The following is a 21,271-nucleotide window of genomic DNA, read 5'->3' as shown; positions in this document are numbered from 1 at the left end:
TGAAGAAATGACTGGGCATGATACTGAAACTACGCTCAGTCTGCCAATAGTTTGGTGATTAAAGCGTCATGTCGCTGCTTCTGGCGGCTCATACGCAGACGTTCGGCGCGCAGAATGATTTTTAAGTCAGACAGCGCCGTATCAAAATCGTCGTTAACGATAAGATAATCGTACTCCGCATAGTGGCTCATTTCCGCCACAGCCTGCGCCATACGTTTTGCAATCACCTCTTCGCTATCCTGACCACGGCCGCGCAGGCGGCGGTTGAGCTCTTCCTTTGACGGCGGCAGTATAAAGATACTGCGTGCGTGCGGCATTTTTTCACGAATTTGCCGCGCCCCTTGCCAGTCGATATCCAGGAAAACATCAACGCCCGTCGCCAGCACTTGCTCAATAGCGGCGCGCGACGTCCCGTAGTAATTGCCAAACACTTCCGCATGTTCAAGAAACGCATCTTCGGCAATCATCGCCCGAAAGTGGTCATGATTAACAAAGAAATAATGTTCGCCATGCACTTCGCCAGGACGGGGATTGCGCGTGGTATGCGACACCGACACCTGTGAGTCATAGAGCGGTTGCGTCTTTAAAAAAGCCTGAATAAGGCTGGATTTACCCGCGCCACTGGGAGCGGAAACAATATAAAGCGTGCCTTGAGCCATGTGGTTTTTACGTCTGTTGGTATGCGAAAAGAGGTGCGTATACCGCCTTATTATACACGTCGCGCTACGCTGGCGCAGTCTTTGTCGTAGGGTAAGCGCCTCTTTGCGCGATTTTGCGAGACGTTATCCAGAAAAATCGTCTCGTTTATGCAAAGGACGAAAAATGCCGGAAAGCATCTCGTAAAACCCAACAGTCTGTGTCGCCTCAGGAAAGCGTCATGTATTACCGTCCCGGCAAGTAAGCGAAGGGGGTAAACGTGCGTATCATTATTATCTTATTCTGGGCGAGCCTGGCGTGTGGCAGTGCTCGCGCTGTGTGCCCTGACTGGACGCCTGTGCAGGCGCAAAAGGAGGTCGGGGCGCTGCAAAACCAGCTGGCGCGCTGGGACGAGGCCTACTGGCTACAGGGCGAAAACAAAGTCAGCGACGCGGTGTATGACGGTATGCGTCAGCGGCTAAAAGAATGGCAGAGCTGTTTTACGCTCCCAACAGTTAACGATGCTCCCGCGCCTGTAGCGGCGGGGCGGACGCCCCATCCTGTGGCGCATACCGGCGTGCAAAAACTCAGGGATGCCGCGTCGCTTTCCCAGTGGATGCGCGGCAAAACCGATCTCTGGGTACAACCGAAGGTGGACGGCGTGGCGGTCTCTCTGGTTTATCGTAAGGGTGAGCTTCGGCAGGTGATTAGCCGTGGCGATGGGCTGCAAGGCGAAGACTGGACGGCGCGAGCGCGCCATATTCCTGCTATTCCTCAACAGGTGGATGGTGAACTTGCCGATAGCGTGTTGCAGGGCGAGCTCTTCCTGCGCCGTGAAGGTCATCGACAGCAGCACGACGGCGGCGTTAACGCCCGCGCTCGTGTGGCAGGCGCGATGATGCGCAACGCGGCGTCTTCAGTGCTTAACGATCTGGATCTTTTTATCTGGGCGTGGCCGGATGGCCCGCAGGATATGAAAGCGCGTCTGGCTATGCTGGCGCAAGGTGGCTTTCCGTTAGCGCAAGCCTGGAGCCAGCCGGTAAATACAACGGCAGATGTCGCCCGCTGGCGTGAGCAGTGGTTCAGCGACGCGCTGCCATTTGTCACCGACGGCGTGGTGATCCGCGCCTCTCGCGAGCCGCCTGGCAAAAGCTGGCGTCCGGGGGAAGGCTTTTGGGTGGCGGCATGGAAATATCCGCCCGTGAATCAGGTCACGGAAGTGAAGGCGCTACGTTTTGCGATTGGCCGAACCGGCAAGATAAGCGTGGTAGCCCAGCTTGAGCCGGTTTTGCTCGATGACAAGCAAGTTGCGAAAGTCAGCGTAGGCTCGCTGGCGCGCTGGGAGAAACTGGATCTTGCCGAAGGTGACCAGGTACAGGTGAGTCTGGCAGGGCAAGGTATTCCACGGCTGGATGCTGTCATCTGGCGACCCATACAGCGTAATAAGCCTGAACCGCCCGTTGCCCGCTTTGATGCGCTGAGCTGTTTATACGTGTCGGCGGCGTGTGAGGCGCAGTTTATCTCCCGTCTGGTCTGGCTTAGTGGCGAGCCCGTACTGGGTATGGCTGGGGCTGGTGAGGCGACATGGCGTCAACTGCTGCGCAGCCAACATTTTGAACACCTGTTTTCCTGGCTTTCGCTGAGTGCTGATGCGTTAAACGCGACGCCGGGTTTTAGCGCCAGACGCGCCGCACAGCTCTGGCATCAGTTTAACCTGACGCGGCGGCAGCCTTTTCAGCGTTGGGTAAAGGCGCTGGGCATTCCATTGCCAGCACGTGCCTGGCAGGCGCTGACTGACGATACCTGGCATCAACTCCAGGCGCGTAACGAGCTTAGCTGGCAAACGCTTCCAGGCGTTGGCGCAGAGCGGGCGCGTCAGCTGGTGAGCTACATTCATCATCCTGATGTCGTCGCGATGGCGCAGTGGCTGGCCCGGCAGAAAATCGCTGGCTTTGAGCCGCCACGCGGCACTAACGAATGATGATGTGGTTGTCAATACAGGTTCCTGCCCCGGCGACAGCGACATAAGCTACGACAGGCGTAACCGTCAGTGCGTTTCGGCACGATAATGGAAAACCGGCAGACCGAGACGGAAGCGCAGCGCCAACAGACGTGCGGTAAAGCCGAACAGCAGTGTTGCTATCACCACTACATCATGGCTTGAGACATAGTGTTCCAGCGCGATATACAGCACGGCTGCGGCGAAAGAGATGCCCGCGTAAAGCTCTTTTTGAAAGACGAGAGGAATGCGTTTGCAAAACATATCCCGTAATACGCCGCCAAAGACGCCGGTCACCACCGCGGCTATTGATGCGATGATCGGGCCTTCGCCCATATCCAGCGCGATTTGCGCGCCGATAATGGAAAACACGACCAGTCCCAGCGCATCCAGTATCAGGAAAAGGCGTCGCAAATGTGGCATCAGAGGCGCAGCGAAGGTCGTGATAACCGCCGCTGCGGCGACAATCACCACATATTCCGGGTGCTTTACCCAGCCCAGCGGGTAGTGACCCAGCAGGATATCCCTGACGGAGCCGCCGCCAAGCGCGGTCGCGGTAGCGATAATTATGACGCCAAAGGTGTCCATCCGACGACGCCCGGCCGCAAGGGCCCCCGTCATCGCTTCTGCGGTAATCCCAATCAGGTAAAGCACATGCAGTAACATCGTTTCCTCCGGTAGCTGGCCGGGAAGGGTAACGAGTTGTGCGAAGTGTCACGATTGAGTTTTTCTAAAGTGAAAGGGTTAGGATTAGTTTTTTTAATACGATGAGAAGGCGATAAAACGGGCTGATGGCTCAGGAATACCGCGCTGGCATAAGGCTCGACAGGACAGCAGCAGGCGTTAAGAAGGGCCCAAATGGGCCCTTTACGGATTACTCAATGTTCTGGATCTGCTCGCGCATTTGCTCAATTAATACTTTGAGTTCAATGGCGGAGTTAGTCACTTCGGCATTAATAGATTTTGATGCCAGCGTATTAGATTCGCGGTTAAATTCCTGCATCATGAAGTCCAGGCGGCGACCTACCGCCTCTTTTTTCTTCAGAATGTTATAGGTTTCTTTAACATGCGCTTCCAGACGGTCGAGCTCTTCAGCGACATCAATACGCTGCGCCATCATAACCAGCTCCTGTTCCAGGCGGTTATTTTCTAGCTGAACCTGCGCCTCTTCGAGTTTGGACACCAGGCGTTCACGCTGCCACTGGAGAATTTCCGGCATATGCGCACGCACTTTGGTTACCTCCGCGCTCACGCCCTCCAGGCGCTGTTCGATAAGCGCTTTCAGCGCCTGGCCTTCGGTCTCGCGCGCCACGATAAAGTCATCGAGCGCGCCGTCCAGCGCCGTGAGGATTTCAGCAGCGATAGTGTCCAGATCCTGCTCCTGAGCCGCCATCACGCCAGGCCAGCGCAGAATGTCGACCGGATTAATTTCACCTTCGTCGCTCTGCAGTTTTACCCAGTTAGCGGCGGCAACCAGCTGTTTAGCCAGTTTTTCGTTCAGGATCAGCTCGCCCTGGGCGCTGGCATCGGGCTCAAAGCGCAGGCTACATTCGACTTTGCCGCGTGTCAGACGGGTACGGATGCGCTCGCGCACCACGGGTTCAAGGCTGCGGAACTGCTCCGGCAGACGGAAATAAGTTTCCAGGTAGCGCTGGTTTACTGAACGCAGCTCCCAGGTGGCGCTGCCCCAGTCACCCTTAATTTCTCGCCGGGCGTAGGCGGTCATACTGCGGATCATAGAAGTACCCGTTTTCTGAAGTGAATGAGGGGATTATAGCTACCGCGGGTCACACAGGATAGGAATAAGCGCTTTCAGCCCGTATAATGCGCAGCCACATTCGTTAACAAGCCGGAGATAAGCCCATGCGTCCAGCAGGCCGTAGCGCATCTGAAGTGCGCCCAGTTACCCTGACCCGCCATTACACTAAACACGCAGAAGGCTCCGTGCTGGTTGAGTTTGGCGATACCAAAGTGCTCTGCACGGCGTCTATTGAAGAAGGCGTGCCGCGCTTTCTGAAAGGCCAGGGCCAGGGCTGGATCACTGCCGAATACGGCATGTTACCGCGCGCCACGCACACCCGTAACGCTCGCGAAGCGGCGAAAGGCAAGCAGGGCGGCCGCACGCTGGAAATCCAGCGTCTGATTGCCCGTTCACTGCGCGCCGCGGTAGATCTTAAGGTGCTCGGCGAATTTACCATTACCCTGGACTGCGATGTGATTCAGGCCGATGGCGGCACCCGTACCGCGTCTATTACCGGTGCCTGTGTTGCGCTGGCCGATGCGCTGAACGCGCTGGTCGCGGCAGGAAAACTGAAAACCAACCCGATGAAAGGGATGGTGGCGGCGGTGTCTGTTGGTATCGTCAAGGGCGAAGCGGTGTGCGATCTGGAATATGTCGAAGACTCCGCCGCCGAAACCGACATGAACGTTGTGATGACCGAAGACGGGCGCATGATTGAAGTGCAGGGCACGGCGGAAGGCGAGCCCTTCTCCCATGAGGAGCTGCTTGCCTTGCTGGCGCTGGCCCGTGGGGGAATTGAATCGATCATCGCGTCGCAGAAGGCGGCGTTAGCAAACTGATTTTTAAGGCGACTGAAGAGTCGCCTTTTTTATGCCTGCAATATGCTATTTGAGGAGCAAAGCCATGAAACCGTATCAGCGCCAGTTTATTGAATTCGCCCTTAACAAACAGGTCCTTAAATTTGGTGAGTTCACGCTGAAATCCGGGCGTCAGAGCCCTTACTTCTTTAACGCCGGTCTCTTTAACACCGGGCGAGATCTGGCGTTGCTGGGCCGTTTCTATGCTGAGGCGCTGGTCGATTCTGGCATCGATTTCGATCTGCTTTTCGGTCCTGCATATAAAGGTATTCCTATCGCGACCACTACGGCGGTCGCGCTGGCGGAGCATCATGAGCGCGACGTGCCTTATTGTTTTAACCGCAAAGAGGCCAAAGACCACGGCGAAGGCGGCAATCTGGTCGGCAGCGCGCTTCAGGGCCGCGTCATGCTGGTGGATGACGTAATCACCGCAGGCACCGCCATTCGTGAATCGATGGAGATAATCCAGGCGAACGGCGCGACGCTTGCAGGCGTTATGATTTCGCTCGACAGACAGGAACGCGGGCGCGGCGAGCTCTCGGCGATTCAGGAAGTGGAGCGCGATTACGGCTGTCAGGTGATTGCGATTATTACGCTCAACGAGCTTATCGCTTACCTCTCAGAGAAGCCGGAGATGGCGAACCATCTGGCGGCGGTAGAGGCGTATCGCCAGCAATACGGCGTCTGATAAAAAAACAAAAGGCCGGGTATCCGGCCTTTTTACTTTTCTGCGCAGCGTTTATTGCAGCTGCGCGGCCAGCAACGGCCAGCGGGCTTCAAAATCCGCGGTCGGGCTGTAGCGGAATTCGCTGCGTACAAAGCGCGACAGCATGCCTTCACAGAATGCCAGCAGCTGGCTTGCCAGCAGCGCTTCGTCCGTGGCGTACCCTTCGCCTTCACGCATTTTTTTCTCGCGCAGCACCTGACGCAGCTGGGCTTCGATGCGTTCAAAGAGCTGATTAATGCGCCCCTGCAGCCTGTCCTGTTCAAACATCAGCGCATGTCCGGTCATAATGCGCGTCAGCCCTGGGTTACGTTCACCGAAGCCAAGAATAAGCTGCACAATCAGGCGCAGGCGGTTAAGCGTCTCTTTTTCGTCTTTCAGAATGAGATTAATGCGGGTGATCAGGCTGTCTTCGATAAACTCAATCAGGCTGTCGAACATGCGTGTTTTGCTGGGGAAGTGGCGATAAAGCGCCGCCTCGGAGACGCCAACGGACGCCGCGAGTTTGGCGGTCGTAATACGTTGGCTGCCATCGCTGGATTCAAGCATCTGCGCCAGAGACTGAAGTATTTCTTCGCGACGGTTCCTTTTCGCGGTTTGTTTTTCTGCCATGTTCTAAAATACCCCTGAAAAATAAACACTTGCCAGGCGAGCATCCACAAAGCGTCCGCAGGCTCTCGCCTGCGGAAAATGGTTCGCTTTATTTTACTTAAGGAATGCGCGGTTACGCGGGCGGGTTTATTTACGCCCGGAATGGCCGAAGCCGCCTTCGCCGCGATCGGTAGCGGTAAATTCTTCCACCAGATTAAACTCTGCCTGCACCACCGGCACAAAAACCATCTGCGCGATGCGCTCGCCAGGCTCAATCGTAAAGCTCTGCTGACCACGGTTCCAGACGGAAACCATCAACTGGCCCTGGTAATCGGAATCAATAAGCCCGACCAGGTTACCCAGCACGACGCCATGCTTATGGCCGAGGCCTGAGCGAGGCAGAATAACGGCGGCGAGCGTTGGGTCAGCGATATGAATCGCCAGACCGGTTGGCAGGAGCGTGGTCGCACCCGGCGCCAGTTCAACGGACGCGTCCAGGCAGGCGCGCAGATCGAGGCCTGCTGAGCCAGAGGTGGCATACGTCGGCAGCGGGAATTGCTCGCCCACGCGCGGGTCCAGAATCTTAACGTCGATTTTTTTCATCATAACGGGTAACAATCTCGTCCAGTAAACGTTGGCCAAGGAGCGCCTTCCGCTCAAGCGGTAAGACCTTATCTCCCTCCTGCCAGAAAAGATGCAAAGCGTTGGTATCGCTGTTAAATCCCTGACCAGCTAGCGACACATCGTTGGCGCAAATCAGATCAAGGTTTTTACGCAGGCGTTTTTGCCGCGCGTATTCTTCCACATTATTTGTTTCGGCAGCAAACCCGACAACATAAGGGCGATTTTCCACAAGCGCCGCGACGCCTGCGGCAATATCGGGATTTTTCACCATTTTCAGCGTGAGTTCGTCACCCTGTTTTTTTATTTTTTCGCTGGAAATCGTTTCGGCGCGGTAATCCGCCACGGCCGCGCAGCCAATAAAAATATGTTGTTGCTGCGCGCGTTGCTGAACAGCGGCTTCCATCTCCAGCGCGCTTTCGACATCAATACGCTCGACACCCGCAGGCGTCGGCAAGGCGACCGGCCCCGCCACCAGCGTGACGCGCGCGCCGCGCGCGCTGGCCGCTGCCGCCACGGCGAAGCCCATTTTACCTGAGCTGTCGTTAGTAATGTAGCGCACGGGATCAAGGCGCTCACGGGTCGGGCCCGCGGTAATCATGATGTTGAGATGTTGCAGATCGTTGACAGGCGCGAAGTGGTTAACGGCGAGCTCAACAATCTCCAGCGGATCGAGCATGCGGCCAGGGCCGACATCGCCGCAGGCCTGGCTGCCGCTGTCCGGCCCCCAGATATGCAGGCCGCGCGCGGCGAGTAGCTCAATATTGTGCTGCGTCGCGACGTTACGGTACATCTGCTGATTCATGGCGGGTACGACGGCGACAGGCGAGGGCGTCGCGAGGCAGATCGTTGTGACCAGGTCATTGGCCATCCCCGCCGCGACGCGCGCGATGAGATCTGCCGTGGCGGGCGCCAGGATAACTAAATCGGCCCATTTGCCGAGCTCAATATGGCCCATGGCGGCTTCGGCGGCCGGGTCGAGCAGGCTGTCTGACACAGGGAAGCCGGAGACGGCCTGCAGGCTCAGCGGCGTGATAAACGCTTTTGCCGCCTCGGTCATGGCAACGCGCACTTCTGCGCCCCGCTCGCGCAGACGTCGCACCAGTTCCGGCGTTTTATACGCCGCAATCCCGCCGCTTACGCCCAAAACGATTTTTTTACCGGCAAGCCCCATTCTCTTCTCTTCCTGTCGCTTTCTGGAAAGCGGGCATTTTATCACAATCCGAAAAACTGCGTGGCCGTATGAAATTTAAACTTTGCGAGACGTCGCGCAGCGATCGACACGCGCTGTCGTCAGCGCCTGGCCGCCAGCGGATAATGGCGGCGCGACACAGAACAGGGAAGACGATAGTGAAAATGGACAACGGGCCGCGGGAGAAGCTCATGCGATATGGCGCGGCGGATTTAAGCGATGAAGAATTGCTGGCGATTTTCCTGCGTACAGGAACGCCAGGCACGGATGTCATGCGTCTGGCAAAACGGCTGCTGGCGCATTTTGGCTCTCTTTACGCGCTGCTTTCGGCGGATATCAGGCCATTTCGGGATGTCGGCGGCGTCGGCATGGCCAAATATGCGCAGCTTAAAGCCATCGGGGAACTGGCGCGTCGCTACTATCGCTCACGCCCTTGCGAAGAGACCGCGCTGCTGAGCCCGACAATTACGCGCGAGTTTCTGCAAAGCCAGCTTTCAGCGCTGGAGCGCGAAGTCTTTTTGGTGATCTTTCTGGATAATCAAAACTGTATCATCAGGCAAAACACGTTGTTTACCGGCACGCTCAGCCATGTCGAAGTGCACCCGCGCGAAATCGTTCGCGAGGCGGTGCGGCTCAATGCCGCCGGGATTATTCTGGCGCATAACCACCCTTCCGGGCATGCCGAGCCCAGCCGGGCGGATAAACTGGTCACTGAGCGTATCGTGAAAAGTTGTCAGCTGGTCGATATTAGGGTGCTTGACCATCTGGTTATTGGACGTGGAGAATACGTTTCTTTCGCCGAACGTGGGTGGATATAAGCCAGACGTGGCGATCCTTAGCGATCTTTATCTGTTCGGGACTTGAGCAGACGGTCCCGGCAGCGTATACTACGCCACCTTTGAGAATCTCGGGTTTGGCATGTGGGCCTGGCAATGCGAGTTCCATTGAACCGCCAGACTGGGCCATCAGGCCTGACGAGGCTGCTAACACCCTATACGAAGCTCGAGCTAATTTGATTTTTGGAGAATAGACATGTCCCGAGTCTGCCAAGTAACTGGCAAGCGTCCGGTGACCGGTAACAACCGTTCCCACGCACTGAACGCGACTAAACGCCGTTTTCTGCCGAACCTGCACTCTCACCGTTTCTGGGTTGAGAGCGAAAAGCGTTTCGTTACTCTGCGCGTATCTGCTAAAGGTATGCGTGTAATTGATAAAAAAGGCATCGATGTAGTTCTTTCTGAACTGCGTGCCCGTGGCGAAAAGTACTAAGTACTTAGAGGAAATAAATCATGGCTAAAGGTATTCGCGAGAAAATCAAGCTGGTTTCTTCTGCTGGTACTGGTCACTTCTATACCACCACGAAGAACAAACGTACTAAGCCGGAAAAACTGGAACTGAAGAAATTCGATCCGGTTGTCCGTCAGCACGTTCTCTACAAAGAAGCTAAAATCAAATAAGATTTTAGTCCGATTTGTACAAAAACCCCGCTTCGGCGGGGTTTTTTGTTTTCTGCGCCGTCCCCATATCCTTAGTGCTCCCATTAACTCACGCGAGAGACGCTATGCCTGAATTACCTGAGGTGGAAACCAGCCGTCGCGGGATTGAACCGCATCTGGTTGGCGAAACCATACTGCACGCCGTTGTGCGCAACAGCCGCCTGCGCTGGCCGGTTTCCGATGAAATCCATGCGTTAAGCGACAAACCCGTGATCAGCGTGCAGCGTCGCGCCAAATATCTTCTGCTGGAGCTGCCGGACGGCTGGATAATCATCCATCTTGGGATGTCCGGCAGCCTGCGTATCCTCCCGGAAGAGCGTCCGGCCGAGAAGCACGACCACGTCGACCTGGTGATGAGCAATGGCAAAGTGCTGCGCTACACCGATCCCCGCCGCTTCGGCGCCTGGCTGTGGACGCGCGAGCTGGAAGGGCACAATGTGCTGGCGCATCTGGGGCCGGAGCCGCTTAGCGAGGCGTTTAACGGCGCGTATCTCCATCAAAAATGCGTGAAGAAGAAGGTCGCGATTAAGCCCTGGCTGATGGATAACAAGCTGGTGGTGGGCGTCGGTAATATCTACGCCAGCGAGTCGCTGTTTGCCGCCGGGATCCACCCCGATCGGCTGGCCTCGTCGCTGTCGGAAAACGAGTGTGAACTGCTGGCGCAGGCGATCAAAGCGGTGCTGTTGCGATCGATTGAGCAGGGTGGCACGACGCTGCGCGATTTCCTGCAAAGCGACGGCAAGCCGGGCTATTTTGCGCAGCAGCTGCAGGTGTACGGGCGTGAAGGCGAACCGTGCCGGGTCTGCGGCGCGCCGATTCAGGCAGGGAAACATGCTCAGCGCCGCACCTACTGGTGCCGACGCTGTCAGAAGTGATTAGCGCAGCTTTTCCAGCAGCGCCTGGTGAACATGCGCAGGCAGGAAGTGGGAGACATCGCCCTGGTGGCGAGCCACTTCCTTCACCAGACTTGACGAGATAAACGACCACTCTTTCGACGGCATCAAAAACACGCTTTCAAGCGACGGCATCAGATGGCGATTCATATGCGCCAGCTGCATTTCGTACTCGAAATCGCCGGCGGTGCGCAGGCCGCGCACCAGAACGTTCGCCTGCTGAGTCTGGGCGAAGTTCGCCATCAGATCGCTAAAACCGGTCACGCTGACGTTCGGCAAATGTGCCGCCGCCTGCTGCGCCAGCGCCACGCGCTCATCCAGCGAAAACATCGTTTTTTTATGCGGGCTGGCGGCGACCGCCAGGATCAGCTCATCAAACATGCGCGCCGCACGGGTAATGATATCGAGATGGCCGTTAGTTATCGGATCGAACGTACCTGGATAAATCGCGCGAGTGGTCATAGCGTTACTTTTCCGTATAGCCGCGGTTCAGCGCCCACAGTTCGGTATATTTGTTGAAGGTATACTGGGCGTTAACCACCGCCAGTAACCAGCCCTGACGTCCATCCAGCATGCCTGCGCGCAGTATGAGCGTCTTACAGAACGCGGCGAGCGTATGCCCGAAAATCCCCGCCACTGACACCTTTTTGCCTTTCTGATGACGCTCCTGCGCCCAGGCGGTGGCGTAGCTTAACTGCTTGCGCTGGAAACCGGCGAAATCCCGGCAGGTCAGGTGCAGCAGATCGCCCTGCAGAGGGACGACACGAGCTCCCGGCGCGTCGAGCGATTCATGCACCTGATTATCATTATAGCGATAGCGCTCGCGGGCATAGAGGCGGGTGACGCGGTCCGGATACCAGCCGCTGTGGCGCATAAAGCGGCCCAGAAACAGATTACGGCGGGCAATGCTGTAAACCGCCTGCGGGTCGGGGTTCGCCAGCACCTGACGGATCGCCTGCGCCAATTCTGGCGTCACGCGCTCATCGGTATCGATCATCAGAATGTAATCGCCGCTGGCGTGCTGCTGGGCCCGCTGGCGCTGAATGCCGTAGCCCTGCCAGTCGGTATCGACGAACACTTTTGCGCCCGCCGCCGTGGCGACGGCGACGGTCTCATCGCTGCTGCCGGAATCCAGCACCACGATTTCGTCGGCAAAGGCGACAGACGCAAGGCAATCCGGCAGCAACGCCGCCGCGTTTTTGGCGATCATCACCACCGAGAGACGCGCGCGCATCAGTGGCTCCGCTGTGGAAGGTACGGCTGCAGCAACTGCAACAGGCGTTGTAGCGCGCCCTGATTCTGGTGCAGCACTTCTACCGCATGACGGCCATACCAGAGACGATAATCTTCGTCGGTCAGCAGCGTGGAGATCTCTTTGACCAGCGAATCGGCACCGGTGACCGTGATAAGCCCGTCGGCTTCCTGCAATTTCGCGCAGATATCTTTGAAATTAAACGTATGCGGGCCCATCAGCACCGGAATGGCGTGAGCGGCGGGCTCCAGCGGGTTATGGCCGCCGCGCTCGACAAGGCTGCCGCCGACAAACGCGAGATCGGCGATGCCGTACAGCAGCATCAGCTCGCCCATCGTGTCGCCAATCACGACCTGGGTACTGCCGGACGGAATTTCGCCGGTGCTGCGCAGCGTGAAGCTAAAGCCTGCCTTCTGCACCATATCGCGCGCGTCTTTAAAACGCTCCGGGTGACGCGGCACCAGAATCAGCAGTAAATCGGGGAATGTTTCCAGAAGCGCCCGGTGCGCCTGCAGAATAACGGTTTCTTCGCCGTCGTGGGTGCTGGTCGCGATCCAGACCTGGCGGCGGGGCGCCCACTGGCGGCGCAGCGTTATCGCGCGAGCCGCCAGCTCTGGCGTGACGGAGATATCGAACTTCAGGCTGCCAGTCACGGCCAGCTGATTGCGCTTAAGGCCAAGCGCAGTAAAGCGGCTGGCATCTTCGTCATTTTGCGCGGCGATCAGCGTGATTTGCGACAGCAGACGGCGCATAAACCCGCCGAGCTTCTGATAGCCTTTGGCGGAACGCTCGGAAAGCCGCGCATTCGCGATAACCAGCGGGATTTTGCGCTGATGCAGCGCGGAAATCATGTTCGGCCACAGCTCGGTTTCCATGACGATAACCAGCTTCGGGCGCACGGTTTCCAGGAAACGATTCATGGCGCAGGGCAAATCGTAAGGCAGGTAGACGTGATGCACATCTTTGCCGAAAGCGGACTGGACGCGCTCAGAGCCCGTCGGCGTCATCGTGGTCACGGTGATCGGCAGCGAAGGATAGCGGTGGCGCAGCGCGCGCACCAGCGGGATCGCGGCCAGGGTTTCGCCTACTGATACCGAGTGCAGCAGGATACCGTCCGGCAGCACTTTTCCCTGACAAAAGCCGTAGCGCTCCCCCCATCGTTTGCGATAGGCAGGGGCTTTACGGCTGCGCAGCAGAAGCCGCACCCAGACAAAAGGCTGTATCAGGTAGAGCAGAGCGGTATACAACGATTCCAAGCTAATATCCGTTATTTTCATTATCGGCGGGCAAATTCTAAGCATTTAGCCCGGCTAAAGCTATTGTTTTGGCGTTAGCCGACGCGTTTTGCCTGCCGGAAGTATACCGGTAAGCGAAAAGAGGAAGAAGCGGGCGGCGGCCACCGCCCGCAGCGTCAGGATACAACGCAGGCGAGATCAGAGTATGGCCTGTTTTATCGCATCCGGAATATAAGTCATACGTTCCGAAAGGCTCTGAATGTTGCCCTGGTGATAACCGCGCAAACGGCACCATGTCGTCTGCGCTCCGGTGTTTAGCCCGCGATTTTTTTAAGCCGGAAGTAGCGGCGGCCAAGACGCCAGCGCTGCTTAAAGCCGCGCGCGTTTTTCCAGATCATCTCCCAGATGCCACGCTCGAAAAGCTCCCGGGTGATTTCGCGCTGCTTCTGCGGGTTTTCAATATTGTTGATGCTGTGCAGGATCCCAAGCCCTTCTTTGGCGATTTGCCAGTGGCACGCCGGCACACGCTTCACTTGCTCCGGGTAGCGCTCATTAATCGCGTTCAGCATCTCCAGAATCTTCATGTAGTGGCGAGCCGAGCGCATACGCGTGTCGTCCGTGCCTGGCGTGTGCGATACCGAGGCCGAATGGATCAGGTAGTCATACAACGTTTCGTCGATGTATTGCACCCGCTGCGCCGTCAGCAGCACTTCAGTGGTCCAGGGGATATCCTGGTGACGCAGGCCATGCTCGAAGCGAAAACCGTGGCGTTTAATCAATTCGTGGCGATAGATATTAAGCCACGTCACATGCAGGAATTTACGCGAGCTCAGCGCCATTTGCAGCCAGGTAGGGCCATCCAGGACGCCGGTTGAAGAAAGGCGATCCGAGGGGAAAATTTTCTTCGCCGGGCGGCCGTCGTCATAGATATAGGTGCCGTTGCAGGTCGCGACATCAAGATCATTCCGCGTGGCGATGTCCAGCAGACGCGGATAAAGCGTTGGGTAGATGACGTCATCGATATCCGGAAACGCCAGATATTTCCCTTGCGCCAGCGCAAGGCCGGTGTTGCGGGCCGCGGAGACGCCCTGGTTTTCCTGCTTTACATGCTGAAAACGGGGGAACTGTGCGCGGTAGCTTTCGGTGATTTCTGCGGAGCGGTCGGTCGACCCGTCGTCCACGACGATAAGCTCAACGCTTTCCAGTTGCTGGCTTTTAATGCTGTCAAAAAAGGCGCTAAGAAACTTCTCGCCGTTATAAACCGCGACAATAATACTCAGAAGAGGGGTATCAGACATGCTTTCTCCGTTGGATACCGGGTCGTACAGGCAAACCGCGTCACCTGACGTAATGGCTTACCGCGCCGCTCAGGGCGACCGTCGCCTGCGTGTTGCTCCAGTTGCCGCTTATTATCTATGAAGTGGTAAAGAAAGCCACCGCCGCGCGTCTGTTTGCGGATGCATTACCTTTGCGTGTTGTGTAAGGTGCCTGCCAGTGATGGCGAAACCAGGATGCGCAACCGTGCTTATACGGCGGGATAAAAATCGCGAAGCCTGCATTGAGCCAAAGGTATACTTGTCAGCGCCGGACAGGCCGGTCAATAACAGGAAGATTATGCACATCGTTCATACCGAAGCGGACGGCGGGAAAGGTGGTCAGCCGCTGCGTATTATTAACGAATCTCTCGGCATGCAGGCGCGCGGGCATCAGGTCACGATTGTCTGTCCTGAAGAGGTGCCGCTCAACGCGCTGGCGCGGGCGGCGGGCCTGACGGTCGTCAATTTGCCCATTAAGCGTAAAAAAATCGCTAACCTGCTGCGCCTGCGCGCCTGGCTCAGGCACGAGGCGGGACACATTGATGTCATCAATAGTCACAATTCGGTCGATACCTGGCTTGCGGCGCTGGCCTGCGCGACGCTGCGCCATGCGCCGCCGCTGGTGCGCACGCGCCATGCGTCAGGCAAACCGCGTAACAATCGCGGCACCCGCTGGCTCTTCGGTACCGCCTGCGCGCACGTGGTCACCACCGGCGAAGCGCTGCGTCATCAGCTTGAAGAGATAGGCGTGCCGCTCTCTCACAGCACTTCTGTTCCCAGCGGGGTGGATACGGCGCGCTTTAAGCCCGGCGATAAAAACGCGGCGCGTCAGCATTGCGGGCTGAGCGAGGGCGATTTCTGGCTGGGCGTGGTCTCGCATTTACGTCCTAACAAGGGCCACAGCGTGTTATTACAGGCGCTGGCGAGCATCGATAACCCGCGTATTCGTCTGGCGATTGTCGGCGAAGGGCCGCATCGCGCCGCGCTGGAGCAGGAAATTATCGCGCTGGGGTTGCAGGAGCGCGTGGTAATGGCAGGGCATCGCGCCGATCCCGAAGCCTGGTTCCCGGCGTTTGATATCGCCCTGAGCCCGTCGCACGATATGGAAGGCGTGCCGCAAGGGGTGCTGCAGTCGCTCGCCTCGCGCGTGGCGACTATCGCCACCGACGCGGGCGGCACGGCGGATGCGGTTATCGATAACCAGACCGGGTTACTGGTGGGCCAGCGCGACGCGCAGGCGTTGAAAAACGCGATTGTGCGGCTCTATGACGATGCTGCGCTGCGCGAGCGGCTGGCGCAGCAGGGTTACGATTACCTGTGCAGCCATTTCACGCGCGACTGCATGCTGGATGCGATGGAACAGGTGTTCCGCAACGCCCGTCAGGCCAGTAGTTCCCGATAAAGCGCGTTGAGCTCCTGGGCCATTCGCTCCAGCGTCCAGGGCTCTGCCGTTCGGCGCGCCGCCGCGGCGTAATCTTTCCCCGCCGCGCGGCCCGCGAGCCATTCGCCGACCGCCTGGCGGTAGCCAGGGGCGTCCAGTGCGTCACGCACCCAGCCGTTCTCGCCTTCCTGCACCCATTCCGCCGCACCGCAGCCGTGGCTGGTTAACAGCGGCAGGCCGCAGGCGAGCGCTTCAACGCAGACGTTCGGGAATGGATCGTACAGCGTCGGCAGGATCAGCGCGTCGGCGCTGCCGTACACCGTTTTGATGTCCGACACCGGGCCGAGAAATTTCACCCGTGACGCCACGCCGAGCTTGCGCGCCAGCGCCTCGAAGCGTCGGGCGTGCTTATCGCGTCCGGCCACCAACAGCCAGACGGCGGGATGGTCGACAATCGCCTGCAGCGCGACGGCGACGCCCTTGCGGGCGAAGCCGGAACCGACATAGGCCAGCACTGGCGCATCTTCAGGAATGTTGAGCTCACCGCGTAGTGAATGCTCACGTACTGACGGATGAAAAACTGACGTGTCGACGCCGTTATAAATCACGGTCAGCTGGTGGTCCGCAAGGCCGAAGCGGCGGACAATATCGTCACGCACCATTTTCGAATTGCAGATCACTTTACGAAGCGCGGGATGCATAAACATCTCGCGCTCCGCCTGAAGAATGTAGTTATGGTACGCGCTGAACGACTGCGCCCAGCGCGCCAGCGGCGACTGAATGCGCCGGTATTGCTCCAGCCAGGCGGCATGGACGCCGTCGCCCGCGCGGAAAATCGTCGCGCCGGGGATGCGCTCATGGCTCTGTACAATATCAAACGCCGGGAATTGCGCGGCCGCCGCCGCGGCAAAGCCCGCCTCGCGCGCCTTACGGTTGCGAAACGGCGGATCGACCGTCAGCGTCTGCCAGCCCGCGCCGCTTTCCCACTGGCGGGCAATCAACGTGACATCCAGCTCGCCGCTTTGCGAAAGCACATTCAGCGCGCGCGACACAAAACGTTCTGCGCCGCCGTTGGGGTTCCAGGTCTGCCTGACGATGGCAAGCTTCATGCGGGCGTTTCCAGCAGCAGGGTATCGATGGCGCTCAGCACCTGTTGCGGCGTAATGGCGGTAATACAGTCGGAAACGCCGCTGTCACCGCAGCCCGCTTTGCCGCAGGGCTGACAGGTGAAGCCTGCGGTAATCACCCGATGCGGAACGCCCCACGGCGCCCATTTTATCGCGCCGGTCGGCCCGAAAATCGCGACGGTCGGCGTGCCGACGGCGCTCGCCAGATGCATCGGCATAGAATCCACGCCGAAATAAATCCGCGCGTGCTTCATCAGCGCGCCGAGCTGTTTAAGATTCAGCTGGCCGCTCAGGTCGAACACCGGTTGGGTGAGGGCGGCGCGCAGCTTATCCATATAGTCGGTTTCTTCGCGCGACGGCGCGGCGGAGAGGATAACCGGCAGCCCGCGGCTTGCGAGCGTATCGATGGTCGCGGCCAGCGCCGGAATATCCCAGGATTTAAACATCCAGCGCGACGTCGGATGCACCAGAATGTACTCGCCGCTTTTGAGACCGAACGCCGCCAGTTTTTCCTGGATAAACGCCTGCGCTTCGTCCCCCGGCACGAACAGCGTGCGTTTGGCGTCGCGGGTGGCCGGATGAATGCCGATACGGCGCAGCGCATCGAGGTTGACCTCCACCATATGGCGGGTGTTGTCCTGAATCGCCGGATAGAGCGTGGTAAAGGATTTCACCCAGCGGCGGCGCGCCAGCCCGCTGCGCTTATCAGGACGAAAGCCGACGGAAACACGCGGCTTCAGCCGGCGCGCCAGGCGGGCGCCGTGCCAGTGTTCGGTCAGGTTGATCAGCACGTCGTACTGACGCGCTTTCAGCGTTTTCACCAGGCCGCGGTAGAGACTGAACTGTTTCAGTAGCCCCTGCTTACGCCAGTTGCGCCCGATGGTGTGCACCTGGTCGATATGCGGATGACTGGTGAGCATCGCCTGGGTATCGTCATAGACCAGCGCATCCACTTCGGCCTGCGGGTACGCTTGCTTAATCACCGTGAAGCAGGGAGATGTCAGTAGCACGTCGCCATGATGGCGCAGCTTAATAATCAGAACCCGCTTCGGCGGTCGTTCGGGCGAGAAAAAATCAGGCATGGGCACTCTCTGAAACGGAAGTTTCCCTGTTAAACCAGGGACGCAGTTGTTCGAAAACGGCCGTTGCGGGCAGGGCGGCGAGATCCTGAGAATCTGTCGGGCGGCAGACAAACTGGTTCTTCCCATACCCGCCAATCAGTCCCGGATCGGTCGGGCCATACAGCGTGAAATTGGGGCGGTCGAGCGCCGCCGTCAGGTGGCTCAGGCCGGTATCCACCGACACGACAAACCGTGCGCCCGCCAGCTGGTGGGCCACCTCTTCAAGCGTCAGGCGCGGGAGCACCTGGACATAATCGACGCCGTCGGCGAGCCTTCTGGCGCGCGCTTCTTCATGCGGTGCCCCCCAGGGCAGGCGGATTTGCAGGCCTGTCTCGCCCATCAGCGCGATAAGCTCGCGCCAGTGCGCTTCCGGCCAGTGTTTATCATCGCGCGTGGTGGCGTGCAGGAACACGACGTAACGTCCGGCATCCTCCGCAGGCTGATGCAAAAAATGCTGCGCAATAGCGTAATCGCCCTGCGCGGTGGGTTTAACGTAGCCGAGGCTTTTGGCGAACAGCTCGCGGGTGCGCTCCACGGCGTGCTGCGCTTTCGCGACAGGGTGGCGGCGGTTGTAGAAGAGGCTGGCGAGCGGTTCGCGCGCCGTCTGCCAGTCCATCCCGTGCTTTATGCCGCGCGCCAGGCGCGTTACCAGGGCCGCGCTTTTAACCAGCCCCTGCGCGTCGATAACCGCGTCATACTTCACCGCACGCAGGGCGTCACGAAAAGCGCGGCGCTCGGCGCTGACCGGCGCGGAGAACCACGCCTTGCGCCAGCGGCGAATAGCGACCGGCAGCACGCGCTCAACGGCCGGGTGCCATGACGGGATCTGCGCGAACCCTTCTTCCACCACCCAGTCGAAACGAATATCCGGCATCGCCTGCATCGCGTCGGTTAACGCGGGCAGCGTATGGAGCACGTCGCCCATCGAGGACGTTTTCACAACAAGCACCCGCATCCGTCAGGCTTCCTCGTTCAGCAGCAATTCGTTGAGCGTCTCAAGGACGCGTGCGGGGGTAATGTCGATCAGGCTCTGGTGATACCCTTCGGCGGCGTCGCCTTTACGCACTTTGTGGTAGCCGGTGATAAGACGAATGACTTTCGCCTTATGCGACAGCGGCGGCGTGAAATCCGGGCTGCTTGGGCCATACAGCGCGACCAGCGGGCGGTCGAGCGCGGCGGCCACATGCATCAGGCCGGAATCATTCGTGACTACCGCCTTACAGGCGGCAATCAGCACCACGGCCTGTTCAAGCTGGGTTTCACCTGCGAGATTACGGCACCACGCCTGCTGTTCGACGCTCAGCGCCGCGAGAATTTCATTACCGGCTTCATGATCTTTCGCCGAGCCGAACAGCGCCACCTGATAGCCTTCATCAATCAGCTGTTTCGCCAGTTCGGCGTAGTGGTAATGCGGCCAGCGTTTCGCCGGGCCGAACTCGGCGCCAGGACAAAAACCGATGATCGGACGCTCGGCCAAAAGCGCGAACTGGGCGCAGGTCTGGCTTTTTTCCGCGTCGGTTACCCGCAACTGCGGCCAGAGCAAGGGCTGCGGCAACGCTTTCGCTGACGGCATTACGCCGTTGTCGTATGCCAGCGCCACGTAGCGCTCGACCATCAGCGGCCAGGCCTGTTTATCCAGCACGCGAATATCGTTTAGCAGGCCGTAGCGCATTTCACCGCGCCAGCCGGTGCGATGCGGGATGCCTGCAAAAAACGGCACCAGCGCCGATTTAAACGAGTTCGGCAGCACATAAGCGCGGTCGTAGCGGCGCTCGCGCAGGCTGCGGCCCAGACGGCGGCGCTCGCCGAGCCCCAGCGCGCCGTGGCCGAGCGGCATCGGGATCGCCTCGTTCACTTCCGGCATACGCGACAGCAGCGGACGGCACCACGCGGGCGCCATCACGTCGATGATCGCCTGCGGGTAGCGGGCCTTGAGCGTGCGATAGAGACTTTGCGACATCATCATGTCGCCCACCCATGACGGGCCGATCACCAGTATTTTCATGCGTAAGCCTGCTTATGCGTCGCGGTTCAGCCAGGCCATATACTCCGCCACGCCTTCGGCAACGGTTTTAAACGGCTTGTCATAACCCGCCGCGCGCAGGTTGGTGAGATCCGCCTGCGTGAATGCCTGATAGCGGCCTTTGAGTTTTTCCGGGAACGGGATGTACTCGATGCTGCCTTTTTTATGGAAGGCCAGCGCGGCATCCGCCACCGCCTGGAACGATTCCGCACGGCCGGTGCCGCAGTTATAAATGCCGGACACGCCGTTCTGCCAGAACCACAGGTTCACTGCCGCCACGTCGCCCACGTAGATGAAGTCGCGCTTGAAGTTATCGCTGCCTTCAAACAGTTTCGGGCTCTCGCCGTTGTTCAGCTGCGTGTTGAGGTGGAACGCGACGCTCGCCATGCTGCCTTTGTGGCCTTCACGCGGTCCGTAGACGTTGAAGTAGCGAAAACCGGTTATCTGCGAGTTCGCTTCCGGCAGGATCTGGCGGACATATTCGTCAAACAGGAATTTAGAGTAGCCGTAGACGTTCAACGGCTTTTCATATTCACGGGACTCGATGAAATCAGAGGTGCGCCCGCCGTAGGTGGCGGCGGAAGAGGCGTACAGGAAGGGGATTTCGCGCTCCAGGCAGTAGTGCAGCAGCTCTTTGGAGTACTGATAGTTATTATCCATCATGTACTTGCCGTCCCACTCGGTAGTGGACGAACATGCGCCTTCGTGGAACACCGCTTCGACGTCGCCGAACTCTTCCCCGGACATGATCTGCACCTGGAAGTCTTCTTTATCCATGTAGTCGGCGATGTTCAAATCCACCAGGTTAACAAACTTGGTGCCATCTTTGAGGTTATCCACCACCAGAATATCGGTATAGCCGATGTCGTTCAGAGCCTTAACAATGTTGCTGCCGATAAAACCAGCGCCGCCGGTAACGATAATCATAAGCCTGTCCTTCAGAATGTGAGCCGGGAAAAATCTCCGGCGTGAATAGTGTTAATCATACCATCACATTGGTTGCCCTACAGCCATTGCCCGTTTCAGCCGCAGCAACTTTGCCCGTCTCGCGTGATTTATGCTGCAA

General features: G+C 58.5%; 23 protein-coding genes. 8 read left to right on the top strand and 15 right to left on the bottom strand.

The window, feature by feature from the left end; translation table 11 throughout:
- Positions 1-35: 35 nt before the first annotated feature.
- A complete protein-coding gene (gene gmk, locus AFK67_RS20285; RefSeq protein ID WP_007713551.1) occupies positions 36-659 on the bottom strand; it encodes a guanylate kinase in 624 nt (207 codons plus the stop codon).
- Positions 660-916: 257 nt separating this feature from the next.
- Here gmk and ligB point away from each other — a divergent pair, with 257 nt between their 5' ends.
- Entirely contained in the window at positions 917-2,617 is a 1,701-nt protein-coding gene (gene ligB / locus AFK67_RS20280; RefSeq protein ID WP_032966566.1) for an NAD-dependent DNA ligase LigB, read from the top strand.
- Between the two features lie 66 nt (positions 2,618-2,683).
- Here ligB and AFK67_RS20275 read toward each other — a convergent pair whose 3' ends face one another.
- Both AFK67_RS20275 and AFK67_RS20270 read right to left on the bottom strand, forming a co-directional pair.
- A complete protein-coding gene (locus AFK67_RS20275) occupies positions 2,684-3,301 on the bottom strand; it encodes a trimeric intracellular cation channel family protein (protein ID WP_007753955.1) in 618 nt (205 codons plus the stop codon).
- A gap of 208 nt (positions 3,302-3,509) precedes the next feature.
- Positions 3,510-4,373, bottom strand: a complete 864-nt coding sequence (locus tag AFK67_RS20270; protein WP_007713561.1) for a YicC/YloC family endoribonuclease — start codon at positions 4,371-4,373, stop codon at positions 3,510-3,512.
- A 125-nt stretch (positions 4,374-4,498) separates the two neighbouring features.
- Here AFK67_RS20270 and rph point away from each other — a divergent pair, with 125 nt between their 5' ends.
- Together rph and pyrE are read left to right on the top strand one after the other, a co-directional pair.
- Positions 4,499-5,215 (top strand): ribonuclease PH, encoded by a 717-nt coding sequence (gene rph, locus AFK67_RS20265; RefSeq protein WP_007713563.1) that lies wholly within the window; start codon positions 4,499-4,501, stop codon positions 5,213-5,215.
- Between the two features lie 64 nt (positions 5,216-5,279).
- On the top strand, positions 5,280-5,921 hold the full coding sequence (gene pyrE, locus AFK67_RS20260; RefSeq protein WP_007713566.1) for an orotate phosphoribosyltransferase: 642 nt from the start codon (positions 5,280-5,282) through the stop codon (positions 5,919-5,921).
- A gap of 51 nt (positions 5,922-5,972) precedes the next feature.
- Here the strand turns inward: pyrE and slmA are convergent, their stop codons facing one another.
- From slmA to coaBC, 3 genes are all read right to left on the bottom strand, one after another.
- A complete protein-coding gene (gene slmA / locus AFK67_RS20255) occupies positions 5,973-6,569 on the bottom strand; it encodes a nucleoid occlusion factor SlmA (RefSeq protein ID WP_007713570.1) in 597 nt (198 codons plus the stop codon).
- A gap of 126 nt (positions 6,570-6,695) precedes the next feature.
- Positions 6,696-7,154, bottom strand: a complete 459-nt coding sequence (dut, locus tag AFK67_RS20250) for a dUTP diphosphatase (RefSeq protein WP_007713572.1) — start codon at positions 7,152-7,154, stop codon at positions 6,696-6,698.
- On the bottom strand, positions 7,132-8,343 hold the full coding sequence (gene coaBC / locus AFK67_RS20245) for a bifunctional phosphopantothenoylcysteine decarboxylase/phosphopantothenate--cysteine ligase CoaBC (RefSeq protein WP_038884724.1): 1,212 nt from the start codon (positions 8,341-8,343) through the stop codon (positions 7,132-7,134). The genes dut and coaBC overlap by 23 nt, the downstream gene beginning before the upstream one ends.
- 182 nt (positions 8,344-8,525) lie before the next feature.
- Between coaBC and radC the strand changes: the two genes are divergently transcribed.
- The 4 genes from radC (at position 8,526) to mutM (ending at position 10,732) form a co-directional block, all read left to right on the top strand.
- Entirely contained in the window at positions 8,526-9,179 is a 654-nt protein-coding gene (gene radC / locus AFK67_RS20240) for a RadC family protein (RefSeq protein WP_032966575.1), read from the top strand.
- 214 nt (positions 9,180-9,393) lie between these two features.
- Entirely contained in the window at positions 9,394-9,630 is a 237-nt protein-coding gene (gene rpmB / locus AFK67_RS20235; RefSeq protein ID WP_004388471.1) for a 50S ribosomal protein L28, read from the top strand.
- A 20-nt stretch (positions 9,631-9,650) separates the two neighbouring features.
- On the top strand, positions 9,651-9,818 hold the full coding sequence (gene rpmG, locus AFK67_RS20230) for a 50S ribosomal protein L33 (protein WP_003024094.1): 168 nt from the start codon (positions 9,651-9,653) through the stop codon (positions 9,816-9,818).
- A 104-nt stretch (positions 9,819-9,922) separates the two neighbouring features.
- Positions 9,923-10,732, top strand: coding sequence for a bifunctional DNA-formamidopyrimidine glycosylase/DNA-(apurinic or apyrimidinic site) lyase (mutM, locus tag AFK67_RS20225; protein ID WP_007713582.1), 810 nt, complete (start codon positions 9,923-9,925; stop codon positions 10,730-10,732).
- On the opposite strand, the gene coaD is transcribed toward mutM, so the two are convergent.
- The 4 genes from coaD to AFK67_RS20205 form a co-directional block, all read right to left on the bottom strand.
- Entirely contained in the window at positions 10,733-11,212 is a 480-nt protein-coding gene (gene coaD / locus AFK67_RS20220; protein WP_007713585.1) for a pantetheine-phosphate adenylyltransferase, read from the bottom strand.
- Positions 11,213-11,216: 4 nt separating this feature from the next.
- Positions 11,217-11,984, bottom strand: a complete 768-nt coding sequence (locus AFK67_RS20215; RefSeq protein WP_007713588.1) for a glycosyltransferase family 2 protein — start codon at positions 11,982-11,984, stop codon at positions 11,217-11,219.
- Entirely contained in the window at positions 11,984-13,258 is a 1,275-nt protein-coding gene (gene waaA / locus AFK67_RS20210) for a lipid IV(A) 3-deoxy-D-manno-octulosonic acid transferase (protein WP_007713591.1), read from the bottom strand. Before waaA ends, AFK67_RS20215 begins: the two co-directional genes overlap by 1 nt.
- Positions 13,259-13,551: 293 nt before the next feature.
- Positions 13,552-14,535, bottom strand: a complete 984-nt coding sequence (locus AFK67_RS20205) for a glycosyltransferase (protein ID WP_038884719.1) — start codon at positions 14,533-14,535, stop codon at positions 13,552-13,554.
- Between the two features lie 316 nt (positions 14,536-14,851).
- On the opposite strand from AFK67_RS20205, the gene AFK67_RS20200 reads away from it, so the two are divergent.
- Positions 14,852-15,955, top strand: coding sequence for a glycosyltransferase family 4 protein (locus AFK67_RS20200; protein WP_007713599.1), 1,104 nt, complete (start codon positions 14,852-14,854; stop codon positions 15,953-15,955).
- Here AFK67_RS20200 and AFK67_RS20195 read toward each other — a convergent pair.
- Genes AFK67_RS20195 through rfaD form a run of 5 tightly spaced genes read right to left on the bottom strand, consistent with a single transcriptional unit; the run spans position 15,934 to position 21,132 of the window.
- On the bottom strand, positions 15,934-17,043 hold the full coding sequence (locus tag AFK67_RS20195; protein WP_007713601.1) for a glycosyltransferase family 4 protein: 1,110 nt from the start codon (positions 17,041-17,043) through the stop codon (positions 15,934-15,936). The genes AFK67_RS20200 and AFK67_RS20195 overlap by 22 nt on opposite strands.
- Positions 17,040-18,143: a putative lipopolysaccharide heptosyltransferase III gene (gene rfaQ / locus AFK67_RS20190; protein WP_007713604.1), complete on the bottom strand. Its 1,104-nt coding sequence runs from the start codon at positions 18,141-18,143 to the stop codon at positions 17,040-17,042. The genes AFK67_RS20195 and rfaQ overlap by 4 nt, the downstream gene beginning before the upstream one ends.
- Entirely contained in the window at positions 18,136-19,137 is a 1,002-nt protein-coding gene (gene rfaC, locus AFK67_RS20185) for a lipopolysaccharide heptosyltransferase RfaC (RefSeq protein ID WP_007713607.1), read from the bottom strand. The genes rfaQ and rfaC overlap by 8 nt, the downstream gene beginning before the upstream one ends.
- Positions 19,138-19,140: 3 nt before the next feature.
- Positions 19,141-20,187: an ADP-heptose--LPS heptosyltransferase RfaF gene (rfaF, locus tag AFK67_RS20180; RefSeq protein WP_038884717.1), complete on the bottom strand. Its 1,047-nt coding sequence runs from the start codon at positions 20,185-20,187 to the stop codon at positions 19,141-19,143.
- A 12-nt stretch (positions 20,188-20,199) separates the two neighbouring features.
- Positions 20,200-21,132 (bottom strand): ADP-glyceromanno-heptose 6-epimerase, encoded by a 933-nt coding sequence (rfaD, locus tag AFK67_RS20175; RefSeq protein ID WP_007712147.1) that lies wholly within the window; start codon positions 21,130-21,132, stop codon positions 20,200-20,202.
- Positions 21,133-21,271: the final 139 nt, after the last annotated feature.

The organism is Cronobacter dublinensis subsp. dublinensis LMG 23823 (assembly GCF_001277235.1).
In the GTDB taxonomy this organism is placed as follows: Bacteria; Pseudomonadota; Gammaproteobacteria; order Enterobacterales; family Enterobacteriaceae; genus Cronobacter; species Cronobacter dublinensis.
This window is presented reverse-complemented; position numbering and strand designations above follow the sequence as displayed.